The organism is Actinoallomurus sp. NPDC050550 (assembly GCF_040655075.1).
Classification (GTDB): Bacteria; Actinomycetota; Actinomycetes; order Streptosporangiales; family Streptosporangiaceae; genus Actinoallomurus.
In genome coordinates this window covers 148,106-160,605 of record NZ_JBFAJC010000018.1, presented here as the reverse complement: position 1 = coordinate 160,605, position 12,500 = coordinate 148,106, and the positions used below count along the sequence as shown (strand labels likewise).

At 71.9% G+C, this 12,500-nt stretch carries 11 protein-coding genes; 3 read left to right on the top strand and 8 right to left on the bottom strand.

Annotated features, from left to right (window positions below; all coding sequences use genetic code 11):
- Nucleotides 1–66 precede the first annotated feature (66 nt).
- Nucleotides 67–1,956, top strand: coding sequence for a bifunctional metallophosphatase/5'-nucleotidase (locus AB0I04_RS25050; RefSeq protein WP_360888819.1), 1,890 nt, complete (start codon nt 67–69; stop codon nt 1,954–1,956).
- Here the strand turns inward: AB0I04_RS25050 and AB0I04_RS25045 are convergent.
- From AB0I04_RS25045 to AB0I04_RS25035, 3 genes are all read right to left on the bottom strand, one after another.
- Nucleotides 1,940–2,947: a hypothetical protein gene (locus AB0I04_RS25045; protein WP_360888816.1), complete on the bottom strand. Its 1,008-nt coding sequence runs from the start codon at nt 2,945–2,947 to the stop codon at nt 1,940–1,942. The genes AB0I04_RS25050 and AB0I04_RS25045 overlap by 17 nt on opposite strands.
- Nucleotides 2,948–3,185: 238 nt before the next feature.
- Nucleotides 3,186–3,674: a hypothetical protein gene (locus tag AB0I04_RS25040; protein ID WP_360888814.1), complete on the bottom strand. Its 489-nt coding sequence runs from the start codon at nt 3,672–3,674 to the stop codon at nt 3,186–3,188.
- Between the two features lie 27 nt (nt 3,675–3,701).
- A complete protein-coding gene (locus AB0I04_RS25035) occupies nt 3,702–4,271 on the bottom strand; it encodes a TetR/AcrR family transcriptional regulator (protein WP_360888811.1) in 570 nt (189 codons plus the stop codon).
- An 81-nt stretch (nt 4,272–4,352) separates the two neighbouring features.
- On the opposite strand from AB0I04_RS25035, the gene AB0I04_RS25030 reads away from it, so the two are divergent.
- A complete protein-coding gene (locus AB0I04_RS25030) occupies nt 4,353–4,766 on the top strand; it encodes an organic hydroperoxide resistance protein (protein ID WP_360888808.1) in 414 nt (137 codons plus the stop codon).
- 21 nt (nt 4,767–4,787) lie between these two features.
- Here AB0I04_RS25030 and AB0I04_RS25025 read toward each other — a convergent pair whose 3' ends face one another.
- The 3 genes from AB0I04_RS25025 to AB0I04_RS25015 form a co-directional block, all read right to left on the bottom strand.
- On the bottom strand, nt 4,788–5,069 hold the full coding sequence (locus AB0I04_RS25025) for a hypothetical protein (RefSeq protein ID WP_360888805.1): 282 nt from the start codon (nt 5,067–5,069) through the stop codon (nt 4,788–4,790).
- A gap of 152 nt (nt 5,070–5,221) precedes the next feature.
- Nucleotides 5,222–5,965 carry a hypothetical protein gene (locus AB0I04_RS25020; RefSeq protein ID WP_360888802.1) on the bottom strand — a complete coding sequence of 248 codons (744 nt, stop codon included), beginning with the start codon at nt 5,963–5,965 and terminating at the stop codon, nt 5,222–5,224.
- On the bottom strand, nt 5,962–6,501 hold the full coding sequence (locus AB0I04_RS25015; RefSeq protein WP_360888800.1) for a SigE family RNA polymerase sigma factor: 540 nt from the start codon (nt 6,499–6,501) through the stop codon (nt 5,962–5,964). Before AB0I04_RS25015 ends, AB0I04_RS25020 begins: the two co-directional genes overlap by 4 nt.
- A 150-nt stretch (nt 6,502–6,651) precedes the next feature.
- Between AB0I04_RS25015 and AB0I04_RS25010 the strand changes: the two genes are divergently transcribed.
- Nucleotides 6,652–8,040, top strand: a complete 1,389-nt coding sequence (locus AB0I04_RS25010) for a hypothetical protein (protein ID WP_360888797.1) — start codon at nt 6,652–6,654, stop codon at nt 8,038–8,040.
- On the opposite strand, the gene AB0I04_RS25005 is transcribed toward AB0I04_RS25010, so the two are convergent.
- Nucleotides 8,028–10,046 carry a beta-galactosidase gene (locus AB0I04_RS25005; protein ID WP_360888794.1) on the bottom strand — a complete coding sequence of 673 codons (2,019 nt, stop codon included), beginning with the start codon at nt 10,044–10,046 and terminating at the stop codon, nt 8,028–8,030. The two genes, AB0I04_RS25010 and AB0I04_RS25005, sit on opposite strands and share 13 nt — an antisense overlap.
- A complete protein-coding gene (locus AB0I04_RS25000) occupies nt 10,040–12,334 on the bottom strand; it encodes a glycoside hydrolase family 3 N-terminal domain-containing protein (RefSeq protein ID WP_360888972.1) in 2,295 nt (764 codons plus the stop codon). Before AB0I04_RS25000 ends, AB0I04_RS25005 begins: the two co-directional genes overlap by 7 nt.
- Between the last annotated feature and the right edge of the window lie 166 nt (nt 12,335–12,500).

Here is a 12,500-nt window from a genome sequence, read left to right as displayed (position 1 = left end):
CAAGGTACCCGCGGTATCAGCATCCCTCGCCGGTGACGGCGTGGTCCCGGCTCTTCGGAGGAAGCCTTGCTCCCTGCGTTCCTGCGTTCCCGCGCGACCCGTGCGGGACTGATCGCCGTCGCGCTGGGCACGGTGGTCGCCGCGCCACTGGCCGTCACCGGCTCGCAGCCGGCCGGCGCGGTCACCATCGCCGGCGCCCGTACGCTCTCCGACAAGGTCACGGTCGACTGGGCGGGCAAGCACCGGCCGCACGGCACGACCGACGTCCACCTGCTCGCCTGGAACGACTTCCACGGCAACCTCGAGCCCACCGGCCTGACCATGTACGGCAAGTTCGCGGGCGGCGCGGCCTACCTGGCCAAGGCGGTACGCGACAAGCAGGCGGCGTACGGCGCTCGCGAGGCGACCGTGATGGCCGGTGACAACATCGGCGCCAGCCCCCTGGTCAACGGGCTCTTCAACGAGGAACCGGCCACGGTCATGGCCAACCTCATGAACGTCGACTACTCCTCGGTCGGCAACCACGAGTTCGACAAGGGCAAGACCCAGCTGCAGCGGATCCAGAACGGCGGCTGCGCGCCCACCGGCTGCAAGGGCGCCCCGTACGCCGTGAAGCGGCATCACCGGTGGACGACCCAAAAGACCTACCCGGGCGCCGACTTCCAGTACCTGTCCGCCAACGTGACGGACAAGGCGACCGGCAAGACGCTGTTCCCCGCGTACGGGATCAAGCGGTTCCCCACCACCGGCGGGCGGTCCGTGCGGATCGGCTTCATCGGTGAGGTGCTGCAGGCGACGCCGACGATCGTCACCCCGACCGGCGTCGCCGGTCTGGACTTCACCGACGAGGCGGCGGCCGCGAACCGCGCCGTCAAGAAACTCGCCCGCCAGGGCGTGAAGGTCCCGGTGCTGGTGATCCACCAGGGCGGGTTCCAGACCGGGACGCTGACCGCGCCGAACGGCTGCGCCGGAAACCTCGCCGGCAGCGACATCGAAGCGATCGCCAAGAAGCTGGACCCGTCCATCAAGGTGATCGTGTCGGGCCACACGCACGCCGAGTACCGCTGCACGATCACGGTGAACGGCGTCACGCGCCTCATCACCAGCGCCGCGTCGTACGGCCGCATCCTCAGCGACATCAAGCTCACGGTCGACAACCGCACCGGCACGCTGGTCTCCGCCGACGCCGCCAACTCGGTCGTCGAGAACGCGCTCAACACCCCCGGCCCGGGTGTCACCCGCAAGGACGACCCGTCGAAGGCGGACCCGCAGGTGGCCAAGGTCGTCAAGCAGTACGTCGACGCGTCCGCGCCGCTGGCCAACAAGGTCGTCGGCAAGATCCAGGGCGACCTGACCCGCGACGCAACCCCGCAGGGGGAGACCACGCTCGGCAGCGTGATCGCCGACGCGCAGCTCGCCGCGACCTCCGACGCGTCCAAGGGCGGCGCGCAGCTCGCGCTGATGAACCCGGGCGGCGTCCGCGCCGACCTGAAGACCGGCGACATCTCGGGCGGTGAGGCTCCCGGCGAGGTGACGTACGGCGAGGCGTTCACGGTGCAGCCGTTCGGCAACAGCCTCGTCACCAAGACGATGACCGGGGACATGCTCCGGCGCGTCCTGGAGCAGCAGTTCGCCGGCTGCGGGAACCAGACCACCCAGAAGGTGCTGCAGATCTCCAAGACGCTCACCTACCAGTCGAACCCGTCCGCGGCCACCTGTGCCGGCAAGGTCGGTGAGATCAAGGTGAACGGCGCGACGGTCACCCCGACCACGAGCCTGCGCGTCACGATGAACAACTTCCTCGCCGCCGGCGGCGACGGGTTCACCGTCTTCAACGAGGGCACCGCCCCGCTCGGCGGCGCCCAGGACATCGACGCCTTCGTCGCCTACCTCGGCGCCGCCGGCACCACCGGCGTCGCCGTCCCGGCGAGGGACCGCATCACGCCGCTGTCCTGAACCTCGCGCGATAGGGCCCGGCCCGTACGGCATGAGCCGTACGGGCCGGACCCTTTTCCGCAGGCTGGTCAGCGGCGCGCACCAGTGTTTCTCTCGTCCGGCCGGTCTCCTTACCGGTGCGGACGTCGACCAGGACGGCGGTGTGCTCTGGACGCGCGTCGCTGAGGCCCGTCTTCTCCGGACCAGGGAGAGCCAGCAGGGTGTGCCCGTCCGAGGCGACGGTGTTGTCCGTTCCCGTGAGGTGGAGGTTCGGGTCGAGCGGCACCCTGCGCAGCAGCCTTCCGTCGGAACCGGCGAGTATGAGCGTCGTCCGCTTGCCGTTGTCGTCGGCGAGCGTGACCGTCGAGGCGTCCTTCCCCAGGCCGATCACCCAGCCGCCGGGCAGCTCGTGGACGCTCCCGGTCGTCGTGTCAGCCAGCAGCGCGTGGACCGGACCTTCCGAGCTGAACGAGATGGCGAGTCGCCGTCCGTCACCGGAGAACATCAGTACGAACCCGTTCCGCTTCAGATAGTCGAGGGAGAGCCGCCGGCCGACCACGGTGACGTGACCGGTCCGGAGGTTCCGTACGACGATGTGCTCGTCGGACGGCCGGTAGTAGGCGATGAGGTTGCCATCCGCGCTGATCTCCAAGGGCGCCGAACCGCCAGGGATGGACGAGGACGAGCCGAGCGAGTCGGCCACCAGCCACTGCTTGCCGGACTCACCGACCACGCGCCACCGGGTGCACGCGTCCGTGTGAGGTCCCTTTTGAGCCCCGCACCAGTCGAGGTACGCGTACTTGACCGGCTCGACCCGGTGGCCGGGCAGCGGCTTGGGCAGCGCGCCGGCGTTGAGCACCCGTTCACTCGGCGCGACGGTGGGACCGGTGTCGCCTCCAGGGCCGCCACCACCGGGCAGCGATCCCGTGGCGACGACGGCGACCGCGCCGACGGCCACGACCGGGGCGGTCAGGAGCCGGACCCGCCGGCGACGGCGTGCCCGCGTCATCACGCGGCCGGTCAGATCGGGTCGGGACGCCTCTTCGGCGAGCTCCTGCAGGGCTTCGTGAAGACGGGTCCCGCGACGAACTCCGGCAGCCCGTCGAATCGCGTCATTCCGCCTCCTCATCACCCCATACACACGCCGGGCGACCGCGGGAGGTTGGAACCTCGCGACAGGTTTCTGTGGGTCCGAAGCGACCAGGACCGGGTACCGATGAGACGGGCGACGTCCGAGCGTAGGTGTGAACTCAGACGGACTGATCGATGAGGTGGGCGTCCCAGACGGCCGCCGCCTGCTCGTGGGAGTCGACTCCGGCGAAGAACGCCGCCGCCAATTCGGACTGGTCCGACTCGTAGCGGCCGGGGACCGAGAGGAACTTGGGGCGGTAGACGGCGAAGCCCTGAGGTTGCGGCCGGTAGGGGATGGCCATCCTCATCGACTGCCGGGCCGGGAGATAGTCGACGGCGTCGATGAGCAATGCGTCGATCCGCCGCGCGTCGGAGCGCAGGTATCCGTCGGCGACGAGCACCGCGCGCGCCCAGTCCTGACGGCCCGTCTGCAGCGCCTCCTGGCCGGCTTTCGCGGCGTCGGCGATGTCATCGAATACGAGGCGCTCCATGACGCGATCGCCCTGCGTGTCCTCGTAGCCGAGCAGGGGGATGAGGTTCTCTCCGTCGGAGACGCTCCAGACGCCGTGGGCGGCAAGGAATCCGGCCATGCGGGCGATCTTGTGCATGGTCCGTCACCATACAGTTCCGCAGTGTCAGGTGCCGATGAGGCGGGTGACGGCGGAGCGTACGGCGGGGCCGGCGGTGGCGGGGTCGTCGAGGTCGCCGGCGACGGCGAGGCCGTCGCGGAGCGCGAGGAGCATCAGCGCGGTGCGCTCCGCGTCCGGGTGACCGGCGTCGACGAGCAGGTCCTTCAGCGTGTCGCGGAACCATCGGCGGAAGTCGTCGACCACGCGGCGTACGGGATGTTCGGGGTCGGGGTACTCCGCCGCCGCGTTGATGAACGCGCAGCCCCGGAAGCCCGGCTTGCAGGTGATCTCGCCGATGGCCTCGAAGACGGAGACGATCCTCTCGTCGGGAGTGATGCCCTGCGGCACCACGCGCCGCCGGACGAGGTCGACCTGCTCTTCCAGGTAGGCGCAGACGAGGTCGTCCTTTGACGGGAAGTGGTGGTAGAAGGTCGCCTTCGCCACGCCCGCCTCGGCGATGATCCGGTCGATGCCGACCGCGTGGATGCCCTCGGCGTAGAAGAGCGCGAGCGCGGTGTCGAGGACGCGACGCCGGGCAGGGCTCTCGCGCCGCGAGGCAATGGTCGTCGGAGCCATGCGTTGACATTACCAGACAGACCTGTCTAGTCTAGGCTCGAACGAAGACAGACAGGTCTGTCTGGACAAGGAGTACGGGACATGAGCACGCTCTACACCGCCATCGCCACCGCGTCCGGCCGGGACGGCCGCGCGGTCAGCTCCGACAAGAAGCTCGACGTCACCCTGGCCCGCCCGGTCGAGCTAGGCGGTGACGGGGAGGGCACCAACCCCGAGCAGCTGTTCGCCGCGGGCTACTCCGCGTGCTTCGCGAGCGCGCTGAACCTCGTCGCGGCCAACAAGAAGATCGACGTCTCCGACGCCGCCGTCACGGCCGAGGTCGGGCTCGGGCCGAACGGCAAGGGCGGCTTCGCTCTTTCGGTCACGCTGCGCGTCGAGCTGCCCGACGGTATTCCCACCGAGGCCGGCCGCGAGCTCGTCGAGGCCGCGCACCAGGTGTGCCCCTACTCCAACGCCACCCGCGGCAACATCCCGGTGCAGCTCGTCGTCGAGTAAGGCGCTCGATGCGTCATCCGGTCAGGAGTGGTCGGCGGGCTCGTCGCAGCGCAGGAACCCTCGTATCCTCTTCGCCGCGCCGGTCACGTCGGCGACCGGGTGACGCATCTCGGCGTTCCGCCAGTCGAAGTAGTTGCCCGACTCGCTGACGAAGATGTACAGCGGCACACCCGGCACGTCCGTCGTGACGGCCAGGCCGGGCAGCGACCGTCTCAGGTCCGACTCCACTCCCAGCCGGGCCAGTTCCTCACTCAGCCTCTCGAGTAGCTCGATCTCCTCCTCGTGGGCGATCGCGTGTCGCACGGCCGAACCCCTTCCGCCTCGGACGGTCCGGAAGCCGGGCCGTCACCCGGCTGTACGCGGGGAGCGGGACCGAAGGTTCATCGGTTCGGGCCGGCCTTGCCCGACCAACCCACCCCGGCCGACCTCCCGGCCTTTTTCAACGGTTCGGTCGATCAGAATCCGCCGTCCAGGGTGATCGCTCGTCCGTCGCGGTCGGAGGCCGTCACTGTGTACCCATCGCCGTGCCCGTCGTGCCCGTGCGGCGCGCGGGCGAACTGGGCGGCGAAGACGTGCTGGCCGGGCGGCACCGACCGGCCGGGCCGCAGCACCCACCGGTAGACGAGGGCTCCCCGCTCGTCGCCGACCGTGACGAGGAAGTCGTCGCCCGGTAGCGTCGACCACGAGCCCGTCGTCCGTACGTCCTGGGTGCGCGTCACCCGCACGGTGACCTGCAGCTTCGTGAGCGCGCGGTCGCCGGTGACGGTCACGTCCTCCTGTGCCCAGTACGGATTGCTGCCCGGGTCGACCCGCGCGGCGACCGTCACCGGTTTCGTCCGCCGAGGCGCCGGTGGAGGCGAGCTCGTCGCCCGCGCCGTGGGCGACGGCCGGACGGTGCGGGCGGCGGTCGCCGACGCGGACGGGGACGGGGACGGCTGATCCGTCTGGACGGAGCGATGTCCGGCCGGAACGGCCGAGGTGTCCGACCCGCCCGGCCGCCAGGTCACCACCGTCACCGCCACCACGGCGACACCGGCCGCGGCCATCGCGGTCGCGGCGATCGGGCGGAACCTGCCTCGGCGGACCCGGTGCGGCCGGGTCGCGGCATCCACGTGCGCCCACATGCGGGCGCGGTCCGGCTCGTGCGCGTCCACCTCCTCGCGCAGCGCCGAACGCAGCCAGCCGGGAGGCTCGTTCATCGCAGCTCTCCCGCTCGCCCGGCCGGGTGGGCCGGCGGCGACCGCCACGCACCCAGGGCCTTCTCCAACTCCGCCACCCCCCGAGACGTCTGACTCTTGACCGTGCCGACCGAGACGCCCAGCACACGGGCCGTCTCCTGCTCCGACAGGTCGAAGGCGTACCGCAGGACCACGCACGCGCGCTTGCGCATCGGGAGCCGCCGCAACGCCGCCCGTACGTCGAGGACGGCGGGGATGTCCGGATCGTCGGAACGATCGCGGAACATCGCCCCGAGCAGTCCGGTACGCGCGCGCTCCCGGACCAGCGTACGGACTCGGCTGGCGGCGAGGTTGACCACGATGCGGCGAACGTACGCGAGCGGCTGGTCGGCCTTGCGGACGCGGCCCCATCGGTGCCATGCCGCGACGAACGCGTCGGCGGTCAGGTCGTCGGCGGCGTCCGTGTCGCCGGTGAGCAGGTAGGCGAGGCGTGACAGCTCGCGGTGGTGGGCTTCGAAGAACTCGTGGAACTCTGCTGCGTCGTCCTCGGACTGCACGGCGCGCTCCCGGATACCTCGGCGGAGGTCCGCTCGTCGGCCTCGGCCGCGCCGAGATTAGCAGTGTTAATGAGCTTTTTTCGTAACACGGCAACCTTTGGCCGCTCCTGCGGCGACTACGCCTCGGACCGATGAATCGAAGGGACCACGGTGAAGAAGCTCCTCCTCATTCCCGGTGTGCTCGTGGCCGGTGGCCTGCTGTACGCCATCCCGTCGCTCGGGCACGGATCCGTCGCCGCGCCGCGGTCGGCCGACAGCCGAGCGGGAACGGAGGCGGCGGCGGACGGGGCCGCCGTGCAGGCGGCGCTGCCCGGCCTGACCACGACGAAGGTCACGCTCGCGGCCGGCCTGCCCTACCTCACGCCCGGCTACAACGGGACTCCCACGTACTCGCGGGTCGCGACCGCCGTCGCTCCGGACGGCACCTTCCGCGTCGCCTGGACGGACGGAAAGTCCGTGCACGTCACCTCGCTGACCAAGAGCCTGCGGCGGTCGGGCGCCGACACCGTCGTCCCGAACGCCGCCGAGGTCGGCGGCCTGATCGCGCACAACGGTGGCTTCGCGCTGCTCACCCGCCGCCCGGACACCAACAAGTGGCACGAGACCGCCGCGTACCTGGTGCGCTACCAGGGCGGCAAGCAGAAGTTCGCGGCCAAGCTGACCGGCGCGAGCAGCCATGACACCTCCCCGACCCTGGGGAGCAGCCTGGCCTGGAACGGCACGAAGTACGGCGCGTACTTCATCGTGCACGGTGCGGGCGGCTTCGCCGACGGGCACTTCGGCGACAAGCTCGCCTACGTGACGAGCGCCGGGAAGCGGGCGTCGGGCGGCTGGTCCTGGGGTTGCAGCCACAACGAGGGCATCGCGCTGCTGCCCGAGAAGTCCGGGCCGTTCGCGTCGCTGTGCTTCGAGGACTGGCGGTCCGGGCTGTTCGTGAGCACCGGCATCGGAGCGCCGAACAACGCTCCCGTCCTGCAGCGCGAGCAGTGCTGGGCGGGCTACTGCGGCGGCGCGTTCGGCGGCTTCGTACGGTCGTCGGCGGGCCGCTATGCCGCGGTGTTCACCTCGCGCGGCGCCGCCTCGGCCAAGCCCTCCGGCGACGGCCGCGGCTACACCGTCAAGGCCAAGTGGGCGACGCACCAGGTGGCGATCCACTTCCTCAAGAACAAGTCCACGCCCACCGGCAAGACCGTCTACCTCACCGCGGACCCGAAGACCGACCACGTCAACGTGCACGCCGCCCCGTACGGGCCGAACCGGATCCTCGTGAGCTGGCAGAGCGTCGCGAACGCCTCCTGCAAGGCCGGTACCTGCACGGGCCGGTTCACCGGCACGCACCTTCGGCTGGCCGACTACTCCGGCAAATGGGTGAGCAAGGACACGGTCGTCAAGGCGCAGATCGCCGGCGACATCGCCGTCCTGCCGAACCACGACCTGGTCTGGGCGTTCGTCAACGCCGCCCCGAACTACGCGTCCCCGCTCGGCAGGTCGCCCAAGTCCCGCACGCTGACCGTCGCCCGCCTGAGCTACAAGGGCTGACCTCGTAGCACCGCGACGCCCTGAGGATCCAGCCCCAGGGCGTCCTCATGCCGGGTGCCGGTGAGCAGGTCGACGCAGGGACCGGGAACGGCGACGATGACCGCCTCATCCGTGTGGTTGAGCAGGAACAGATGCTCGCCCCGGCGTACGGCCTCGACGCCGTCGGGCACGTCCGCGACGGGGCGCACTCCGGCCGCGGACGCGGTGTCGAGGAGCAGGGCGCGAAGCCGCGCGTCGTCGAGCCGGGTGCCGATGTACGTCGCGGTGCCGCGGCCGTACGCGTTGCGGGTGACGGCCGGGCACCGCCCGAACGGCCCGTCCTCGAAGACGGCGAGCACCTCGGCGCCCTCGGCGCGCATGAGGTCCTGCCACTCCGCGGCCGTGCTCGCCGGCCCGTCGGACCAGCGCAGCGTCAGCGTCTCCTCGACCTGCAGCGGGTTGAACTCCTCGACCCGCACGCCCAGGAGGTCCTGGAAGGCGTTCGGGCGGCGGATGTGGTCGTGCTCGTCGACGACACCGCTGAAGTACGACATGACGAGGTGGCCGCCGTCCTCGACGAACCGCGTGAGGTTCGCCGCCGCGGCGTCCGTCACCGCGTAGAGGTTCGGCACGACGACGAGCCGGTGGCCGGACAGGTCGGCGCCGGGAGCGACCATGGCAACGGGGATGTTCGCGCGCCACAGCGGCAGGTAGTGCGCGAGCGCCTGGTCGTGGAAGGCGACGTCCGTGGAGGGGCGGCCGCGCAGCTCCAGCGCCCACCAGCTCGGCCAGTCCCAGACCATGGCGACGTCCGCGTCGACCCGCGAGCCGGCGACGGGCGCGAGGTCGCGCAGCTCCGCCCCCAGCGCGCGGACCTCCCGCCAGACACGCGAGTCGGTCCCGGCGTGGGGGACCATCGCGGAGAAGAACTTCTCGGCCCCGAACCGCGACGCCCGCCACTGGAAGAACATCACCGAGTCCGACCCCCGGGCCACCGCCTGGTGCGACCGCAGCCGCAGCTGCCCCGGCGGGCGCGCGGAGTTGCGGCGGCGGGAGTTCATCGGCCCGGTCGACGACTCCATCAGGACGAACGGCCGCCCACCGCGCAGCGACCGCATCAGGTCGAAGTTCAGCGCGGCTCTGACCTGGCCGATCGGGTCGCGGGCGTCGGGGTAGGCGTCGAGCGCCACGACGTCCTCCTCGGCCGCCCACTTCCAGTAGTCGAGCAGCTTGTAGGAGGCCATGAAGTTGGTCGTGACCGGCACGTCCGGGGTGTGGCGCCGCAGGATGTCGCGTTCGGCGGTGAAGCACTCCAGCGACGCGTCGCCGTTGAACCGCCGGAAGTCCACCACCTGCGACGGGTTGGGATCCCCGAGCACCGGGCCGGGTGGGTTGATCTCGTCCCACGACCCGTACCGCTGGCCCCAGAACGCCGTGCCCCACGCGTCGTTGAGGGCGTCGAGGTCGCCGTACCGGTCGGCGAGCCAGCGGCGGAAGTGCGCCGCCGACACCGGGCAGTGGCAGCCGTCCACGCCCGGGTACTCGTTATTGACGTGCCACAACGCCAGCGCCGGGTGCTCGGCGTAGCGGGCGGCGAGCCGTTCGACAAGGGCGGCCGCGCCGGCGCGGTACACCGGCGAGGAGGCGCAGTAGTGCTGGCGCGCGCCGAACGTCAGCCGGCTCCCGTCCTCCAGCACGGGCAGCACCTCCGGATGCGCGGCGATCATCCAGGCGGGCGGCGCGGCCGTCGGTGTGGCCAGGTCCACCGCGATGCCGTTCTCCGGGAGGAGGTCCAGGACCCGGTCGAGCCAGTCGAAGGTGTAGCGGCCGGGCTCCGGCTCCAGCGCCGACCACGAGAACACTCCGACGGTGACGAGGTTGACCCCGGCCTCGCGCATGAGCGCGACATCCTCGGCCCAGGTCTTCTCGGGCCACTGCTCGGGGTTGTAGTCGCCGCCGTACGCGAGTCCGCCGAGGCGTTCCCGCAGCGCGTCGATCCTCAGCCCCGGCCTCCCGTCGCTCAGCACGCGGTCACCTCCACGGGGACGGTCAGGACGCGGTCCGTCCCGAGCACGCGCACCGGGCCGGTCAGGGTGAACGATCCGTTCAGCGGCAGGTCCCCGCTGGACGCGCCGACCGCCACGTCGATCCGCCCGGGTTCGACGACGCGCCGCAGGTCGGCGTCGGTGAACCCGGTCCGGTCGGCGTGCACGGTGAACGCCACGCGGGCGGCCGCGCCCGGCTCGAGCCGTACCCGCGCCCAGCCGGCGAGCCACCGCACCGGCCGTACGACCGAGGCGACCGGGTCGCCCAGGTACAGCTGCACCACTTCGGTGCCGGGGCGGTCGCCGGTGTTGCGCACCGTGGCGGTGACGCGGACGGTCCCGTCCGTCGGCGCCGAGGGATCCACCTCGAGGGTCTCGTACGAGAAGCGGGTCCAGGTCAGGCCGTGGCCGAAGGGGAACAGCGGGGTCGGGTCGATCGAGCTCCAGCGGGAGGGCCCGCCGGTCCGCGAGTGCAGGTACGTCGCGGGCTGGCCGCCCGGGCCGCGCGGCACGCTGACCGGCAGCCGCCCCGACGGCTCGACGCGGCCCGACAGCACCCCGGCGACGGCGGGGCCGCCCTCCTCGCCGGGGAAGAACGCCTGCACGATCGCGGCGGCCCGGTCGACGATGTCGCCGAGGGCGTACGGGCGGCCGGAGAGCATCACGACGACGGTGGGAGTACCGGTGGCGAGCACCGCGCTGGCGAGCTCCGCCTGTCGTCCGGGCAGGGCGAGGGTCTCGGCGTCGCAGCCCTCGCCCGAGGTGCCCCGGCCGAACAGGTCCGCGCGGTCGCCGAGCGTGAGCACGCAGACCTCCGCCCGGCGGGCGGCGGCGACGGCGGCGGCGATGTCCGCGTCGTCGGCGACCTCGACGCCGTGGCCGGCCGCGAGGTCGATCTCCGCCTCCGGGAGCTCGGCGCGGAGCGCTTCGGTGACGGTCGGGATGTCGACGCCGAGCGGCATGTCGGGGAACCGGCCGGTCATGTGGTTGGGGAAGGAGTAGCAGCCCAGCATGGCCCGGGCTTCGTCGGCGAGCGGGCCGGTCACCGCGATCCGGCCGGCCCGCAGCGGCAGGACGCCGTCGTTGGCGAGCAGCACGACGGACTGCTCGGCGATCCGCCGGGCGAGCCGCCGGTGCCCGGGCGGGTCGAAGTCGAACGGATCACCGGGCCGCTCTCCGTCCAGCGACTCCGCGTACGGTGCGGAGCCTCCGCTGCCGTCCGGCGACTCCGAGAGCGGCGCGGACTCCGGCGCGCCGTCGAGTAGGCCGAGCTCGCACTTGAGCGTGAGGACGCGGGACACCGAGCGGTCCAGGTGCTCGACGGGGATCGCACCGCTTCGCACCATCTCGACCAGGGGCGCGCCGTAGCAGCGGACCGTGGGCAGCTCGACGTCGACGCCGGCCCGCAGGGCGAGGGCGGCCGCCTCGCCGGTGGAGCCGGCGATGCCGTGCCAGTCGTCCAGGAACGAGATCCCGAAGTAGTCGGACACGACGATGCCCGTGAAGCCGAGTTCGTCGCGGAGCAGGCCGGTGAGCAGCCGCTCGTCGGCGTGGGCCGGGATCCCGTCGACGTCGGAGTAGGACTGCATGACCGAGCGGGCCCCGCCCTCGCGGAGCGCGAGCACGAACGGTTCGAGGACGACGTCGGCGAGCTCACGGGGGCCCAGCGCGGCGGGGGCGTGGTTGCGGCCCGCCCGGGAGGAGGCGTAGCCGGCGAAGTGCTTCAGGGTCGCGACGATCCCGGAACGTTCCAACCCGCGTACGTATGCGGTGCCGACGAGACCGACGAGATAAGGGTCCTCCCCGATCGTCTCCTCGGTGCGGCCCCACCGGGGGTCCCGCGTCACGTCGAGGACGGGGGCGAGGCCCTGGTGGACGCCGACCCGCCGCATGCTGCCCGCGATGGCGGCGGCCATCTCCTCCACCAGGCCGGGGTCGAACGTCGCCCCCCAGGCCAGTGGAGACGGGAAGACCGTCGCCGAGAAGGCCATGAAGCCGGTCAGGCACTCCTCATGGGCGATGGCCGGAATGCCGAACCGGTTGCCGGCGGCGACCCGGGCCTGGAGCTCCCGCAGCCGTGCCGCGCCCTCCGCGGGGAGCACCGGAGCCGTGCCGAAGACACGGGTGAGCTGGCCGAGTCCGGCCGCCATGACCTCCTCGAGGGGCGGCGGCTCGCCGAAGTCGTCCGGGAGCGGGGCCACCTCCTCTCCGGGGCGGGCGGACACGGTCCAGTAGCCGACGAGCTGGGCGGCCTTCTCCTCGACGGTCATCCGGCCGAGCAGGTCGGCGACGCGCTCGGCGGCCGGCCGCCGGGGGTCGCGCCAGGGCTCGGTCGGGTGGGCGGTGTCGCGGACGGCCTCAATCCCCTCACGGGCGGCGCGCGTCTCGGCGACTTCTCCTGCGGCGCGTGACTCGGCTCGTGCGCCTCGCGTGTCG

Coding starts and splice junctions, on each gene's coding strand:
- AB0I04_RS25040 (WP_360888814.1), bottom strand. CDS start 3,674: ATGCACAAGATCGCCCGCATGGCCGGATTCCTTGCCGCCCACGGCGTC.
- AB0I04_RS25035 (WP_360888811.1), bottom strand. CDS start 4,271: ATGGCTCCGACGACCATTGCCTCGCGGCGCGAGAGCCCTGCCCGGCGT.
- AB0I04_RS25030 (WP_360888808.1), top strand. CDS start 4,353: ATGAGCACGCTCTACACCGCCATCGCCACCGCGTCCGGCCGGGACGGC.
- AB0I04_RS25020 (WP_360888802.1), bottom strand. CDS start 5,965: ATGAACGAGCCTCCCGGCTGGCTGCGTTCGGCGCTGCGCGAGGAGGTG.
- AB0I04_RS25000 (WP_360888972.1), bottom strand. CDS start 12,334: ATGACCGTCGAGGAGAAGGCCGCCCAGCTCGTCGGCTACTGGACCGTG.